Annotated in this window: 15 protein-coding genes; 2 read left to right on the top strand and 13 right to left on the bottom strand. The window is 70.3% G+C overall.

The genetic code is table 11. From position 1 onward, the window contains the following. Positions 1–14: 14 nt before the first annotated feature. The 10 genes from ACEVFP_RS06470 to ACEVFP_RS06425 all read right to left on the bottom strand — a co-directional run bounded on the left by ACEVFP_RS06470 (position 15) and on the right by ACEVFP_RS06425 (position 9,805). The gene (locus ACEVFP_RS06470) at positions 15–680 is read right to left on the bottom strand and encodes a response regulator (RefSeq protein WP_375002825.1); all 666 of its coding nucleotides are present in this window, start codon (positions 678–680) and stop codon (positions 15–17) included. Between the two features lie 76 nt (positions 681–756). After that, on the bottom strand, positions 757–1,383 hold the full coding sequence (gene hpf, locus ACEVFP_RS06465) for a ribosome hibernation-promoting factor, HPF/YfiA family (protein ID WP_375002824.1): 627 nt from the start codon (positions 1,381–1,383) through the stop codon (positions 757–759). Positions 1,384–1,478: 95 nt separating this feature from the next. Further along, positions 1,479–2,156: a ComF family protein gene (locus tag ACEVFP_RS06460; RefSeq protein ID WP_375002823.1), complete on the bottom strand. Its 678-nt coding sequence runs from the start codon at positions 2,154–2,156 to the stop codon at positions 1,479–1,481. Positions 2,157–2,335: 179 nt separating this feature from the next. Next, a complete protein-coding gene (locus ACEVFP_RS06455; RefSeq protein ID WP_375002822.1) occupies positions 2,336–4,024 on the bottom strand; it encodes an LpqB family beta-propeller domain-containing protein in 1,689 nt (562 codons plus the stop codon). After that, entirely contained in the window at positions 4,021–5,565 is a 1,545-nt protein-coding gene (gene mtrB / locus ACEVFP_RS06450) for an MtrAB system histidine kinase MtrB (RefSeq protein ID WP_375002821.1), read from the bottom strand. Before mtrB ends, ACEVFP_RS06455 begins: the two co-directional genes overlap by 4 nt. Before the next feature lie 7 nt (positions 5,566–5,572). Then, the gene (mtrA, locus tag ACEVFP_RS06445; RefSeq protein WP_375002820.1) at positions 5,573–6,268 is read right to left on the bottom strand and encodes an MtrAB system response regulator MtrA; all 696 of its coding nucleotides are present in this window, start codon (positions 6,266–6,268) and stop codon (positions 5,573–5,575) included. A 110-nt stretch (positions 6,269–6,378) separates the two neighbouring features. Continuing rightward, positions 6,379–7,821, bottom strand: a complete 1,443-nt coding sequence (gene ahcY / locus ACEVFP_RS06440) for an adenosylhomocysteinase (RefSeq protein ID WP_375002819.1) — start codon at positions 7,819–7,821, stop codon at positions 6,379–6,381. Between the two features lie 47 nt (positions 7,822–7,868). Next, positions 7,869–8,030: a Trm112 family protein gene (locus tag ACEVFP_RS06435; RefSeq protein ID WP_375003776.1), complete on the bottom strand. Its 162-nt coding sequence runs from the start codon at positions 8,028–8,030 to the stop codon at positions 7,869–7,871. Between the two features lie 78 nt (positions 8,031–8,108). Then, a complete protein-coding gene (locus ACEVFP_RS06430; RefSeq protein WP_375002818.1) occupies positions 8,109–9,461 on the bottom strand; it encodes a phosphomannomutase/phosphoglucomutase in 1,353 nt (450 codons plus the stop codon). Next, entirely contained in the window at positions 9,461–9,805 is a 345-nt protein-coding gene (locus tag ACEVFP_RS06425) for a DUF3499 domain-containing protein (protein WP_375002817.1), read from the bottom strand. The genes ACEVFP_RS06430 and ACEVFP_RS06425 overlap by 1 nt, the downstream gene beginning before the upstream one ends. Positions 9,806–9,854: 49 nt before the next feature. Here ACEVFP_RS06425 and ACEVFP_RS06420 point away from each other — a divergent pair, with 49 nt between their 5' ends. Continuing rightward, a complete protein-coding gene (locus ACEVFP_RS06420) occupies positions 9,855–10,310 on the top strand; it encodes a metallopeptidase family protein (RefSeq protein WP_375002816.1) in 456 nt (151 codons plus the stop codon). A gap of 13 nt (positions 10,311–10,323) precedes the next feature. Here ACEVFP_RS06420 and ACEVFP_RS06415 read toward each other — a convergent pair whose 3' ends face one another. From ACEVFP_RS06415 to ACEVFP_RS06405, 3 genes are all read right to left on the bottom strand, one after another. Then, positions 10,324–11,658 carry a DUF5719 family protein gene (locus ACEVFP_RS06415; protein WP_375002815.1) on the bottom strand — a complete coding sequence of 445 codons (1,335 nt, stop codon included), beginning with the start codon at positions 11,656–11,658 and terminating at the stop codon, positions 10,324–10,326. A 100-nt stretch (positions 11,659–11,758) separates the two neighbouring features. Beyond that, a complete protein-coding gene (locus ACEVFP_RS06410; RefSeq protein ID WP_375002814.1) occupies positions 11,759–14,566 on the bottom strand; it encodes a glycosyltransferase family 2 protein in 2,808 nt (935 codons plus the stop codon). A 44-nt stretch (positions 14,567–14,610) separates the two neighbouring features. Next, complete coding sequence (locus ACEVFP_RS06405) at positions 14,611–14,865, bottom strand: WhiB family transcriptional regulator (protein WP_375002813.1); 255 nt, start codon at positions 14,863–14,865, stop codon at positions 14,611–14,613. 128 nt (positions 14,866–14,993) lie between these two features. On the opposite strand from ACEVFP_RS06405, the gene ACEVFP_RS06400 reads away from it, so the two are divergent. Beyond that, positions 14,994–15,659: a TIGR03089 family protein gene (locus ACEVFP_RS06400; protein ID WP_375002812.1), complete on the top strand. Its 666-nt coding sequence runs from the start codon at positions 14,994–14,996 to the stop codon at positions 15,657–15,659. The last annotated feature ends 20 nt before the right edge of the window (positions 15,660–15,679 follow it).

Raw genomic sequence — 15,679 nt, 5'->3', positions numbered from 1 at the left:
CGGCCTTGGCGGGCCTAGAGCGGGTCGTCGAGCAGGTTGGAGCGCACCGCGTACATGGCCGCCTCCATGCGCGACTTCATCTGCAGCTTCTCCAAGATGTTGCGGATGTGGTTCTTGACCGTGTTCTCGCTGATGTAGAGCTCCTCGGCGATCTGCCGGTTGCTCTGCCCACGGGCCACGAGCCGCAGGACCTGCAGCTCACGAGCCGTGAGCTGCCCGGCCGGCTCGGCCGGACCCCGCGACATGTGCACGAACTCCTCGAGCAGCTTGGTGGCCATGCTCGGACTGATGAGCGACTGGCCGGCCGCGACCAACCGCACCGCTTCTGCCACCTGGTCGTACGTCGAGCCGTCCTTGAGCAGGTACCCCGACGCACCGCTCTTGATCGAGTCGTAGAGGTCACGCTCCTCGTCGCTGGCGGTCAGCATGATGATGCCCGTGGACGGCGAGATGGCCTTGATCGCAGCACACACCTCCACACCACTGCGACCGGGCATCCGCACGTCGAGCAGCACGATGTCCGGAGGCGTCTCCTCCACGGCAGCGATCGCCTGGTCCCCGTCGTTGACCTCGATGAGCTCGAGCGAGTCATCGGCGCTGAGCACCATCGAGACGCCTCGGCGGAACAGCTCCTGGTCATCGACCAGAAGAACGCGGATGTGAGGATCCCGAGACGTCACCCGGTCATCGTAGTGCCGCTCCGGTCCCCCGTCAGCCCCTTGGACGCCCTCGGTGCCGGCGGGGGGCCGGAGCTCATCACTCACTGACGTCCAGATGAATGACGCCGTAGTCGTATCCCTTGCGCAGATAGACGACGCTCGGACGCATCGAGTCCTTCTCGACGAAGAGATAGAAGTCGTGCCCCACCAGCTCCATCTCGTGCAGGGCCTGCTCCAACGTCATCGGTGTGGCCTCATGGGTCTTCTCACGGACCACGAGCGGGCCGTCCCCCTCCACGTGCACGCCGGCGACATCGCGCGAGACGGTGTCCTCGACGTCAGGGGCCGGGTTGATGAGCTCCGGCGGGACTTCGGCCGTCGCCTCCGCGAGAGATGCCGGACGATGCTTGCCCCGGCTGATCCGGCGACGATCCGCCGAACGACGCAGCCTGGACTCCAGCTTGTCGATGGCCGCATCGAGAGCAGAGTGCTGATCGGTGGAGGCGGCCTCGGCACGAATGACCGGGCCCCGAGACCGCACGGTCATCTCCACACGCGCCGCCTTGTCGTGCTGGCGCGGATTGGCCTCGTGGGTGACCTCGACCTCGACCCTCAAGATCTTCTGACGCTGGTCGTACTTCTCGATCCGGTGGAGCTTGTCCTCGACGTGGGCACGAAATCGATCAGAGATCTCGCTCCTGCGGCCATTGACGACGATTTCCATGAGGGCCTCCCTGCGTTGGGTGCGGGCTGGGTCACATGCTTTGACCGTAGTCCCACCCCGGTTCACTTTCCAGCCATGTGGCCGATCCGCTCGAATCACGACCGGGCGGAGACGGCCGCGGCACCCAGCACCGCGACTCCGGCGACCCTCAGGGCCCGAGCGGCCTCGTGCACCGTGGCCCCCGTGGTCACGACGTCGTCGACGATGACGACCTCCCGTCCGAGCAGGCCGCGGGCAGGCACCGCCCGGAACGCCCCCGCCAGGTTGGCCGCCCGCTCACGAGCGCCGAGTCCGCTCTGGTCGCGCGTCTGATGGCGCATCCGCAGTGCACGGCAGACCCTGACGTCCAGCCCGAGCCGACGCAGGAGGCTCGCCGAGCCCACCGCCAGCCGGTCGACGACGTCAGCACCGCGAGCACGCCGGCTCCGCCGCGACGCCGGCACAGGGACCAGCGCCACAGGCCGAGACGGCCCGACGAGCTCGCACGTGCTCGCCGCCACCAGGTGCGCCAGCATCGGGGTGAGGGCGAGCCTCGGCTGCTCCTTCCACGCCACCACGGTGAGCCTCAAGGCGTCGCGATGCTCCCCCGCCGCGACGATCCTCACCGGCTGCTGCCGCACCACCACCGGTTCCGGGGCGATCAGCGGTGCACAGGACGCACACACCGAACGTGAAGCCCGCTCGCAGACCGGACAGGTGGCGCCCAGCACGAGGTCGGCCGCAGCCGCCCGCAGCCCCGGCGCCTCCTGTGCACCAGACTGGGGCCCACGCACCCCCGCGGCACCAGACTGCGGCCCACGGCCCCGCACCCCCGCGGCACCAGCCCGCGGCCCACGGCCCCGCACCCCCGCCATGACCCTCCTCCTGTTCGAGACACCCAGGACTCCAGCATGACCGGCCAGGCGGCCGGCGACCATCGACGTCGCGGCGCCCTGTGGATGACCGAGGACCGTCAGCCCGGACTCCCGAGCGCGGTGAAGGTCGCATCGTCGACGCTCGACCACCCCCCGCCCCGGGGAAGGAACCACACGCTCCCGTCGGCGTCGAGGACCCAGTGGCCGGGTCGAGAGCCACCGTCCACCACCAGCTCCCGTGCCTGCGCGCCTTGCGGGAGCGCCACGCCCCCGGCCCGCCCGCCCTGCAGGTCCGAACCGTCGATGTTCACCGAGTGCACCTGCTGGCCGATGTCGGTCTCGGCGAGGAAAGCCAGTCGGGTGCCGTCGATCCACACCGGGGAGCGCAGCGACTCCTGACTGATCGGCACCTCGCGTGGCCGATCCAGACGCACCACGTCGCCATTGTCGTCCCGGACGACCGCACCCACCAGCAGCCGGTCACCGGACAGCGCCACGTACCGGCCACCCTCGGGCGAGAGCCGCACCGCGAGAGCATCACCAAGCCCCTGCGTCTGCACGACGTCGACGTCGCCTTCGTCGACGATCCGCACCCGCGGAGCACCGCCGGGGCGGTCCAGCACGAGAAGAGTTCCATCATGGGACCACGACAGGTCGCTCACCGACGCTCCCGCGACGTCCAGACGCTCCTCACCCTGCCGGTCAGCCACCCGGACCGTGTTGTCATCGGGCAGCAGAACGGCCACCCGCCCGTCCCACACGCTGACCCGCGAGACTCCTTGGGCATCCTCGGCCCACGGGCCGTCGACCGGTCGGACCGACCCGTCCCTGAGCTCGGCGAGAGCACCGTCGCGGACCACCCAGGGGCCCCCGTCAGAAGCGCGGGGTTCATACCGGCTCCACGCATCGACGGACTGCACACTGTCGCCTCCGGGAAGCCGCAGCGCCGTCGTCCCCAACACCCGGACGCCGGTGATGTCGTCGAGCTGACGCAGCGTCCACACCAGCTGGGCGGACATCCGCTGCGCCGCCGGCCCGTCCAACGACTCGGTCTCCTCGCTCAGCTCGACGTCGGCAACACCGTCGGGACTGACCGGCACCGAGGGCCGCAGGTCAGCAGCAGGCGGCAGGTGGGTGCGCACCGATCCCGACTCCTCGGCCGGACCGCGCGCCAGGCTCAGCACCAAGGACGTCGGCAGAGTGTCCCCGACGACGAGATGCACGAGATCGGGCACGAGGTTCGCACCCGACGCGTCGAAGAAGTAGATCGAGAACGGTCGGATGTAGTCGGCGGCGAACTTCTCGTTCACCATCAGTCCGCTCGGAGGGTTGCTGATGCGCCACTCGCCCGCAACCCGCTCCAGCTCCAGCGTCGTGCTCTCGCGTGCGTCCTTCGGGGTGCGTCTGCCCTGGGGGTCGAGAACGGCGTCGACCTGCCGGGTCAACGTCACCTCCACGCCGTGGTCCTCCCCCTCCCGCGGGGTCCCGGCATGCGGTTCGGTGTAGATCTCGGTGCGGTCCGACGGCCGCCAGGACTGCTCGGCCCGGGGCGTGAGGAACTGGGCCGCGACCCCGCGGGAGACAGGGTAGGCGAGCATCGCGTCCAGATAGCCGCGGACCACCTGCTGCGGACTCGATCCCGGCGACGGAGGCGCCGGCGCGTAACGAGCGGTGCTCCCGGAGAGATCCTCAGCCTCCTCCACGTTCTCCACCCCGCTGCGCACCGGCATGCTCGTGCATGCACCCAGCACCAACGCGGTCAGCAGGACCACCATCCAGCCCCTCATGCGTACCGCAGCCTCACCGCAGGGCCGATCACGGAGACCTGCTCACGTCGGGTCACCTGCTTCGGCAACGTCAGCACGAACTCAGCCCCCCGCCCCGACCTGCCGAAGGCCACGAGCGTCCCTCCGTGCAGCGCGGCGTCCTCGCGGGCGATCGCCAGCCCGAGCCCCGTGCCGCCCTGGGCCCGCGCCGGATCAGCCCGCCAGAAGCGGTCGAAGACCCGCAGGTTCTCATCATCGGCCAGCCCGACACCGAAGTCCCGCACGACGAGAGAGGCGAGGTCGGACCGCTGCCCGACCTCGATCTCGATGACGTCGGAACCGCTGTACTTGGCCGCGTTGGCCACCAAGTTGCGCACGATGCGATCGACCCGACGGACATCGGCCTCCACGACCGCCGCAGCACGATCCCCCACGACCCGGACCCGCACACCCAGCCGGCTCGCCACCGGGTCCTGCACCGTCTGGCGGGCCACCTCCGCGAGGTCGACGTCGCTGAGCTCCAGCTGGGCGGCGCCCGCGTCGAACCGGCTCAGGTCCAGCAGGTTGGACAGCAGCTCCTCGAAACGGTCCAGCTCACCCTTGAGCAGCTCGGCGGCCCGCGCGGTCTTGGGGTCGAAGCGGCGCCGCTCGTCGTGCAGCACCTCACTGGCCATCTGCACCGTGGTCAGCGGTGTGCGGAGCTCGTGGGAGACGTCGGAGACGAACCGCTGCTGCAACCGCGAGAGATCCTCCAGACGTCGGATCTGGTTCTGCAGGCTCGCCGCCATCTGGTTGAACGAGGTGCTGAGGCGGGCGATGTCGTCCTCGCCGCTGACGTGCATCCGTTGTTCCAGGCTTCCGGCCGCATACCGCTCGGCCACCCGTCGGGCGAGGCGCACCGGCCCGAGGACCTGCCGGGAGACCAGCCAGGCGACCCCGCCCACCATGAGGACCATGGCCGGACCGCCGACCAGGAGCGCCTGGCGGACCAGGTCGACGGTCGCCTGCTGCTCGGCCAACGAGTACAGGTAGTAGAGCGCGTACGTCTCCCCCGTGCTCGGGGCCTGCAGCTGACGTCCGACGACCACCGTCGGCACGTCCTCACCGCTGCTGAGCACAGTCAGGTCGGAGTACCGCCAGAAGACACCCGGCGTACCGCGCACCGTCTCCTGCAGGTCCGAGGGCACGGCGTCGTCGGCGAGTGCCACCGACGAACGCCGCGGGATCACCTCGGCTCCCGACGTCAACGGACCCTCGAGCACGAGGTCGAAGACGCGCGCCGGCTCATCGGTGCGGGTGACCGCATCCACCAGCTCGGTGAGCGTCTGGCTCTGCGCTGCCGGTTGGGTCTCCACCTCAGCATCCAGCTGTGCCTGCGCGGACTCGAAGGCCGACTTCGCCTGGGCCACCACGGCCTCCTGGCGGCGCTCAGCCAGACGCTCGGCGACGCTGGTCAGCAGCGCCCATCCCGTGAGACCGACGACGAGGGCGCTCAACAGCAGCGTGCTGAGGACGACACGCGTCTGCAGCGAACGGCGCCACAACTGACCCAGACGGGTCATGAACAGCTCATGTGGGAGCGATCGCCTGGTAGCCGACACCGCGCACGGTGCGGATGACTCGCGGCGACTCCGCGTCGTCCTCGATCTTGGACCGCAGCCGGGTCATGTGCACGTTGACCAGCTTGGTGTCCCCGGGGTGGTGGTAGCCCCACACGCGCTGCAAGAGGGTCTCGCGCGTGAACACCTGGTCGGGGCTGGACAGCAGGCAGGCCAACAGGTCGAACTCCAACGGGGTGAGGTCCAACGACTGGCCGGCGCGGGTCACCGTGTGCGCCCCGGGGTCGAGCACGATGTCGCCGAACGTCAACGGCTCGTCGATGGCCTCGGAGCGCCGCAGCCGCGCGCGCACCCGAGCCACGAGCTCGGAGTTCTTGAACGGCTTGGTGACGTAGTCGTCGGCTCCTGCCTCCAGGCCACGCACGATGTCATCGGTGTCCGACTTCGCCGTCAGCATGATGATCGGGACCTGCGACGTCGCCCGGATCTGGCGGCACACGTTCATGCCGTCCAGCCCGGGCAACATCAGGTCCAACAGCACCAGGTCCGGCCTGAAGGAGGAGAACGCCGACATCACCGACTCGCCGTTGCGGCACACCGATGTCGTCAGGCCCTCGCCCTCCAGGACGATCGCGAGCATCTCGGCCAACGACGAGTCGTCGTCGACCACGAGGACGCGATCTCGCTTGCTCCTGCGATAGCTCATGCAGCCACGTTCCCAGAAAAGCACCGAACAGCACGAGAACGCATGACGTCGTCGCGTCGACCCGTTCGCTGGTGCTCACTCATGCGCACGTCCGGACGTCGCGCTCCGGCTCAGTACCGGTAGTGCTCCGACTTGTACGGCCCGGCCACGTCCACCCCGAGGTAGGCGGCCTGCTCCTTGGTCAGCTCGGTGAGCTCGACACCCAGAGCGCCGAGGTGCAGCCGGGCGACCTCCTCATCGAGGTGCTTGGGCAGGACGTGCACCCCCAGCTCGTACTGGCCGGCCTTGGTGAACAGCTCGATCTGCGCCAGCACCTGGTTGGTGAAGGAGTTGGACATGACGAACGAGGGGTGGCCGGTGGCGTTGCCGAGGTTGAGCAGGCGTCCCTCCGACAGCACGATGATCTTCTTGCCGTCAGGGAAGATCCACTGGTGGACCTGCGGCTTGATCTCGTCCTTGACGATGCCCGGGATCTTGGCGAGCCCGGCCATGTTGATCTCGTTGTCGAAGTGACCGATGTTGCCCACGATCGCCTGGTGCTTCATCTTCTCGAAGTGCTCGACGGTGATGATGTCGAAGTTGCCCGTCGTGGTGACGAAGATGTCCGCCGTCTCGACGACCGACTCCAGCCGCTTGACCTCATAGCCGTCCATCACGGCCTGCAGGGCACAGATCGGATCGATCTCGGTGACGATGACGCGAGCGCCCTGGGCCCGCAAGGACTCAGCCGAGCCCTTGCCCACGTCGCCGTAACCGGCCACGACCGCGACCTTGCCGCCGATGAGGACGTCGGTGGCGCGGTTGATGCCGTCCACGAGCGAGTGGCGGCAGCCGTACTTGTTGTCGAACTTGCTCTTGGTGACCGAGTCGTTGACGTTGATCGCCGGCCACAGCAGCGTCCCGTCGCGGAAGCGGTCGTACAGACGGAGCACGCCGGTGGTGGTCTCCTCGGAGACACCCTTGATGTCCCCGGCGATACGGGTCCAGCGCTGCGGGTCGGCCTCCAGTGAACGGGCCAGGACGCGCAGCACCTCCTTGTACTCCTCGTTGTCGGTGGAGTCCTGCGACGGCACGGAGCCGGCCTTCTCGAACTCGACACCCTTGTGGACGAGCAGCGTGATGTCGCCGCCGTCGTCCAGGATCATGTTGGGGCCCTGGCTCTGGCCGTCGGGGCCGGCGAAGGCGAAGACCTGCTCGGCGAGGTCCCAGTACTCCGCGAGCGTCTCGCCCTTCCAGGCGAAGACCGGGGTTCCCTGGGGATCCTGGGGCGTCCCGTCAGTGCCGACGACGACGGCCGCGGCCGCGTGGTCCTGCGTGGAGAAGATGTTGCAGCTGGCCCACCGGACGTCGGCGCCCAGCGCCGTCAGCGTCTCGATGAGCACGGCCGTCTGGACCGTCATGTGCAGCGAGCCCGCGATCCTGGCGCCCTGGAGCGGCTTGGAGTCACCGTACCGCTCGCGCATCGCCATCAGGCCGGGCATCTCGTGCTCGGCGAGCTCGATCTCCTTGCGGCCATACTCAGCGAGGGAAAGGTCCTTGACGTCATAATCCATGAGCACCAGCCTACCGACAGGTCAGCGGACCCATGCACCAGACGTGCTCAGAGGGTGCGGGCCTGCTCGGCCAGCATGACCGGGATGTCGTCACGCACCGGATAGGCGAGCCCACAGGCGTTGCAGACGAGCTCGTCGGCGTCGGCGTCGACGAACAGCGCAGCCCGGCACTGGGGGCAGACGAGGATCTCCAGCAGCGCGGGGTCGATGTTCATGAGACCAGCCTAGATCGCACCAGCAGAATTGCGATACAGCGGGACCGGCTCCCTCGGTGAACCAGAGCGGGGTCAGCCGCGCACGAGGGAGAGGACGTCCTCGCGCACCCGAGCCATGGTGGCCTCGTCCTCGCCCTCGACGTTGAGCCGTAGGAGAGGTTCGGTGTTGGACGCCCGGACGTTGAACCACCACGTGTCCGCCTCGACGGTCAGTCCGTCCATGCGGTCCTGGCGATGGTCCGCGTAGCGGCGTGAGAGCTCCTCGATGACTGCGTCGGCGTCGTCGACCCGGCTGTTGATCTCACCGGAGGCCGTGTACCGGCTGTACTCGGCCATGAGGTCGGCGAGAGTGCTGTCGGTCTCGGCGAGGGCACCGAGGACGTGCAGGGCGGCCAGCATCCCGGAGTCGGCGAGGTAGAACTCCCGGAAGTAGAAGTGTCCGGAGTGCTCTCCCCCGAACACCGCCCCGGTACGCGCCATCTCCGCCTTGATGAGGGAGTGTCCGACCGGGGTGCGGACCGGGTTCCCGCCGTGCTCGGAGACGATCTCCGGGACGGCTCGTGAGCAGATGACGTTGTGCAGCACCGTCGCCCCCGGCTCACGCTGCAGGTGACGTGCCGCCACCAGGGCAGTGATCGCCGAAGGGGTGACGACGGCTCCTGTCTGGTCCACGACGAAGCACCGGTCGGCGTCACCGTCGAAGGCCAGTCCGACGTCACAGCCCTGCTCCCTCACGGCGGCCTGCAGGTCGATGAGGGTGCTGTGGTCCAGCGGGTTGGCCTCGTGGTGCGGGAAGGTGCCGTCGAGCTCGAGGTAGAGCGGGACGAGCTCGACGTCGAGGCGGGCGAACACCGCCGGGACGGTGTGCCCGGCCATGCCGTTGCCGGCGTCGACCGCGACCTTCAGGCGTCGCCCGGACACCGGTGCGAGCCGCAGGAGCGTCTCGACGTAGGTGGCCAGGAAGTCCAGCTCCTCGACCTCGCCGGCGGCCTGCTCCGGCGGCTGGTCAAGCATCGGCGAGGCGAGCTCGGCGATGGCTGCGAGCCCGGACGTGAAGCCGATCGGCCGCGCCTGGGCACGACACAGCTTCAGACCGTTGTCGCCCGCCGGGTTGTGGCTCGCCGTGATCATGATCCCGGGAACGTCGAGCGCCCCGGAGGCACAGTAGAGCAGGTCCGTGGAGGCCAGACCGACGTCGATCACCCCCGCCCCGCGCGAGACGATCCCGGCCGTGACCGCGGCGGCGAGGTCCGGGGACGACGCGCGCATGTCGCGCCCGACGACCGCCCTCCCACGCCCTTGGCTGATGCCGGTCTCCTCCGCGAACGCCGCGCCCAGCGCCAGCGCCACGTCGTCGTCGAGCTGCCCGGGCGATCGGCCACGCACGTCGTAGGCCTTGACGATCTCCCGCAGCCGGGCATGCATCAGCGGTCCTCCGACCCGGGCTCGCGCACCAGGCGCAGGGCAGGCGCGGACTGCTCGGGGTCGGGGCGCCGAGGCCGACCGGCCTCACGTACGGCATCGGCCAGCGCGAGCAGGTCGTCATGGGTCGGCTCGAGGGTCGACGGGTCCGGTGCGAGACGCAGCACGTCCCAGCCGCGCGGGGCCGAGAGTCTCTGGGAATGCTCGGCGCACAGGTCGTAGGTGTGTGGCTCGGCCGCCGTGGCCAACGGACCCAGCACGGCCGTCTGGTCCGCATAGACGTACGTCAGCGTGGCCACCGCCCGTTGTGAGCACGCGGACCGCGTGCATCGTCTGATCGAACCCACGGCAGCGAGGGTATCCGCGAGACGGTCACCGCCCGGTTAGGCTCACCGTGTGAAGCAACGGATGGGACACCTGGGCGGCACCGTCAGCGGCCCTCGCCCCGGGCGCATGCGATCTCGACGGGGCCGCGGGCTGCGAGGGCCCGTCGCGCTGCCCGGCCCGCTGTCGGCCACGAGCGTCCCGGTCCACCGCACCCCGCGCGAGCGGTTCGACCTGCTGGTCGCCGGTGTCGTCTCGGCGCTCGACAAGCACTTCGCCGCCGAGCCCGAGGACGTCGACGTCGTCGTGGAGGACGTCCCACTCCTTCCGGCGGGCTGGGACGATCCGATCCCCCACGGCGCCGTCGTCCGCTCCGGGTCGGGACACCGTGTGCTGCTCTACCGGCTCCCGATGACGCAACGGTGCGACACCGCCGAACAGCTCGAGGATCTTGTCTGGGGCGTGCTGCTGCAGTACCTGGCCGAGGCCTGGGAAGTCTCCCCCGAGGACATCGACCCGCGGCCTTGAGGGCGGCTCGCCCTCAACGACTGGGCGCTCCCCACCGCACGGCGGGGCCCTGCGCCGTCACGGGCGCGGCCGTCAACGGCAGTGCAGCCAGACCGCCTGCGGCGGAGTAGTTGGCCGTTCCCAGCACACCGCCCTCGGACCGCAGCACCAGGTAGGCGGCGTCATCGGCCTGCAGCACGTCGCCGAGGTCGGCTTCGACGCTCGAGCCTTCGCCGACCTCGACGCGCGTCTCCGCGACGCTCTGCCCCTGCTCGTCGAACGCCTCGACGCTGACTCGAGCCTCGGCCGACGGCGCCGTCAGCACCACCGAGTCGAGCTCGGGTCCGCCGAGCCGCAACGGGACGACCGCGGGGCCGCTCCAGGGCTGCACGGTGGGAGTCACCGCGGCGTCGTCACGACCGACCGTCTGCACGTCGCCGGTGATGCGCGCAGAGGCCGAGAGCTCCAGCGAGACGGGCGTCTCGCCCAGTGCGGCGGGCAGCTCCACGACGCTGGTCTGCCCCGCACCGACCTCGACCTCGTCGAGGCCCTCGGGCACGAAGGTGCCCTCCGTCCCCCGCGCCGCGACGGCCACCCGTGCCGTGGAGTCGGTCGGGTTGACCAGGCGGAGCACCCGTGCGGCGCCGGAGGCCGGCAAGGTCCCGATCTGCACCCTGCTGCTTGGCGAGGCCGCCGCGGGCACCAGGCTCCGCCCGTGCGGTGAACCGTCGTCCACGACGGCGGACAAGGCTCCTCGGCGACGTTGCAGGGCGACGGCGACGTCCTCCTCGCCGGCCGCGAGGTCGGCGACCCGAAGACGTCGTGTGGATCGCGGCTCGACGACGACACCCTCGCTGTCCACCGCATCGATCTCGCCGTCCTGGCCCCACAGCCTCAGGTCAACCACGGCGGGGACGTCGGCCAGGTTGGTGAGCACGAGGATGGATCCGTGCTGCGTGGTGGACCCCAGCCCGGTGAACCAGGCCTCATCGACGATGCCGGGGCATGCGCCGAGGAACAAGTTGCCGTCCTGCGTGCCGGCGGTGTGTCCCACGGCGCCGGAGGCCCGACCGCTCTGTCGCACGAGGACATCGGCGGCGCGGACACTGGCGGCGCGGTACCTGCTCGCATCCTGCAGGTCGCCGACCTCGTCCCCGTCGGGCAGCGTGATGGCCTGCGCCTCGTCGCCCGGCTCGACCTGTGTGGCGGCGATGGTGTGCCCGGCCCCGGCCACGCAGGCGTAGCTGGTCTGGTCGACCTCCACGGGGCGCGGTTCCCGGGCCTGGTCAGTGGTGGCGGGCACCACGGCGACGAGCGCCAGCAGCAGGACAGCGACGACGGGCAGGGCCGCCAGGGTGAGGCGCCTCATGCAACCACGCCCCCCGAGGAGCCACCGCAGGAGTGCGGCCGCCCGACGTCGTGCCGACGCACTCGCTCCCGCTCACTCATGCCATCACGCTGGCGCTTGCTCATGCCCGCACCTCCTCGTCATGGCGGGCATCGTCGCGACGTCGCACCGGTGCGGTGGCGATGATCGCGCCGAGCCACACCATGATCTGCAGGACGCCGAAGCCCGTGCGCCAGATGCCTGCCTGCGCCTCGTGGCTCTCGGCCTCCAACGACAACGTCCAGACGCGCGAGCCGGGCCGGTCGCTCCCGGCAGGCTCCAGCTGGGAGGCAGCATCGATCCGCTGCTCGACGACGGGGTCGACGTCCGGCGCGTAGACCGACTCGACCCCGAGGTCGGCCAGGGCACGCAGGTGGCTGGGTGAGGCGCTGGAGAGCAGCCCCTCGGCCGCTGCGACCAGCTCGTCGCGTCGCTGCGGATCGGGGTGGAGCGCTTCCTCGCCGAGCACCGGCCCGGCTCCCCGGACGACACGGACGTCCACGCCCTCGGCGAGAGTGCCTGCGACCACAAGAGTGTCCCCCGACCGTTCGGACAGGAAGGCCGGGACGGTGTCCGGACGAGCGCGATCGAGCGGATCGTCGGAGCCGCGCACGACCCACCACAGGCCCGACCCGACCGGAGCCAGCAACGCCAGGACGAGCAGGCCCACGACGGCCGGACGCGCGAGTCCGGCCCACTCCGGTGCCGCGACGAGGACGGCCGTGGCCAGCCCCAGGATCCAGACCGCCACCGGGACGCCGACCCACGGTGTGATCGGGGCGGACCCACCCGGCACGCTGAAGGTCACCAGGCTGCCGAGCACGGCGAAGCAGAGGCCGACGACGGCGACGAACCAGCACACGAGCACCGCGGTCCTCGTGGCCCGCGGCAGCAGGGCGAGGACCGCGAGCAGGACCAGACCTGCCCCGAGCCAGGCCGGCGCCTGACCCGGTCCTCCGGCACGGCCGAGCAGCAGGTACAGGGCCTCGAGCGCGCCGGCACCCTGACCGGGGACCGGGTAGCCGGCCTCCCACCAGGTGCGCAACGGGTGCAGGGCTCGCTGCACGACCCACGGCCCCAGCAGCACGCACGAGGTCACGGCGGCGAGTGCGACAGGACGGCCCAGTCCACGCTCGACCACGGCGAGCAGGAGCAGTCCCACCAGGCACAGCGGCAGCACGACCGGGGCGAACGCCGCCCCCACCGCCATCCAGATGCCGAGCCGCAGGCCCATCTGCCACCCGGGCCTCTCCAGCAGCTGCAGTGCCGTGTTGGCGATGATCGGCAGCACGACGAGCGCCACCACGGTGCCGATCCGGCCCTGGGCGATGGCACCGATCGCCGCGACGCTGACGGCGTACGTCACCGCCCACACGATGCGCAGTCCGCGGTGGCCGCTGATGATGCGACCCAACCGGTGCGCGCTGAGCCCGGCGAGTGGGACCGCCAGGAGCATCAGGACGGTGACGACCAGCCCCGGAGCGAACCACACCGGCGTGGCCACCGCCGCGAGCAGCCCGGCGAAGACCGGGGCGAACGTCGTGCTGGCGAGGCCGACGTCGTGCCCTCGCTCCAGGAGCAACGCCCACCACTGCCCGGCCCCGTCCGGCGTCGGCGGCAGCGCGCCACCGAGCAACGACGTCCCGCCCCCGCCGCCCCACATGTCACGACCGGCGACGAGCGAGGCCACCAGCAGACCCAGCACGGTGACCAGCCAGGGGCGTCGGCGCCACAGCGGTGGACCGTCGTCGAGATCGGTAGCGTCGTCCGGGTCACCCGACCCGAGCGTGGAGCGTCGTCCGGTGGTCTCGATCGTCTCCGGCCGCACGAGCGCCGCCACGATCCCACGGAACGCGTCCCAGCCGTGCCGGTACGGCAACCAGAAGGGTGCCAGCAGGGACTGCACCTCACGCTGGGACCGCACGCTGCTGGCGGCCCTCGCGCGTCGGGCGGCACGCAGGTCGAGCGGGTGGGTATAGACAGCGCGCAGAGCCAGGAGCTCATCGCCTGCGGACTCCGGATCCTTGGCCAGCAGGAACCCCAGGAAACGCAGCACCGTGCCGAGGAACAGCCGCAGGTAGGCCCACACGAAGCGGGGTCCGGACGTGTTGGCGAGCACCGTGTACATCGCCGCCCGCCGGGTGTCCCACGTCGGCGGGTCTCCGGCGCTGCGACGACGGGTCCGTCGCCGGCTGGCCTCGGCGTGGAAGATCACGGACCCGGGGGCGGTGCGGGTGCGGTACCCGGCTCTGGCCACCCGCCAGCCGAAGTCGATGTCGTCGAAGTGCAGCGGCAGGGCGCGGTCCAGCCCGCCCAGCTCCTCCCAGACGTCGCGGCGAACCAGCATCCCGGCGGTGTTGACGGCCAGGACGTCGCGGGGCCAGTCATGCTGGCCGGCATCCGGCTCGCCGGTCTCCAGCCCGGTCTCACGAGACCCGGTGCTGGTGATCGTGAGGCCGACCTCGAGGAGGCGACGCAGCGACGGCCACTCGCGGATCTTGGGGCCGACGACGGCGATGTCGTCGGCCGTCGTCGCGACGTCGAGCAGCCCGGCCAGCGCATCGGGATCGACCGCGGCGTCGTCGTGCAGGAACCAGATCCAGTCCGTGGCCGGTAGCGCGGCGACGCCGAGAGCAGCTGCCGCGCCGAACCCCGTGCCGGACGGTGCGTACTGGATCCGATCCGCGCCGAAGGACTGACGCAACAGCTCGGCACCGTCGTCGGTGGACGCAACGTCGACGACACGCCAGGCCGTGGGCGCATGATCCATCCCGGCAAAGGACTCCAGCACCTTGGGGAGCCAGGTGGCTCCGTCATGGGCGACGAGAACCGCACCCACCGTGGGAGGTGCGGACAGCCAAGGGCGCACTTCCTCCTCGACGTCGTCCATGGGGGCCGAGCCTAGTAGACCGGTCCTGCAGAGCCCCGCGGGCGTCAGGCGCGCTTCTTGAGCTTGCGCCTCTCACGCTCTGACAGACCACCCCAGATGCCGAAGCGCTCGTCGTGCGCCAAGGCATACTCGAGGCACTCCCCACGGACGTCACACGTGAGGCAGACTCGCTTGGCCTCACGCGTGGACCCGCCCTTCTCGGGGAAGAAGGCCTCAGGGTCCGTCTGGGCGCAGAGGGCACGCTCCTGCCACATGAGCTCTTCGTCCTGCTCCAGTGGCCAACCCAGATCGAATGACATGCCGGTAATTACACGCCTGTCTCTGCCACACGTCAAGCCGAAATTCCACAATCGGCGCGATCATCGGCGTGTCGCACGTCTCGTGGGCCCCTCAGTGTGCGTGTCTGCCCCGGTGACACCATGACGACGTGACCACTCTCGCAGACCTCCTGCCCCGCGTCGCGGATCCCGCGCAACCGCTCATCACCTTCGATGACCGCACCAGCGGCGAGCGCGTGGAGCTCAGCGCCGTCACCACGTCGAACTGGGTGGCCAAGACGGCGAACTTCCTCGTCGACGAGCTCGACGCCGAGCCCGGCACCAGGATCAGGATCGGTCTGCCGTCGCACTGGCTGCGCCACGTCTGGCTGCTCGCCGCCTGGACCGTCGGGGCCACGGTCGTCGACACCGCCGCAGACATCGGCCTGAGCGGACCGGACCTGCAGGCCGAGGAGGAGCACCGCGTCGCGGCGTCCCTGCGCCCCCTCGGGGCCCGGTTCCCCGACCCTCCCCCGGGGTTCCTGGACATCGGTGCCGAGGTGCCGGGCCACGGGGACCATTTCGTGCCACTCGACCCACCCGCACCGCAGACGGAGGCGATCGACGTCGACGGTCTCTCCGGAACGCACGCCGAACTGCTGAACGACGCCACTGCGCTCGGCCAGCGAGTCCTGGTGGAGCCGCAGACCCTCGCCCAGGACGCCAGGCTCCTGGTGGACCTGCTCCTCGGCGGGGGCTCCCTGGTGCTCGTCACGGGCGGCACACCGGACACCCTGCGGAACATCGCCGTTCAGGAACACGCCCTGATCCGTTAACGGAGCCCGCCTACCGTCGC

Origin of the sequence: Aeromicrobium sp. CTD01-1L150, from assembly GCF_041951745.1 — a bacterium.
Lineage (GTDB): Bacteria > Actinomycetota > Actinomycetes > Propionibacteriales > Nocardioidaceae > Aeromicrobium.
Note: the sequence above shows the minus strand (reverse complement) of the source record. Positions and strands in the feature narration are given on the sequence as shown.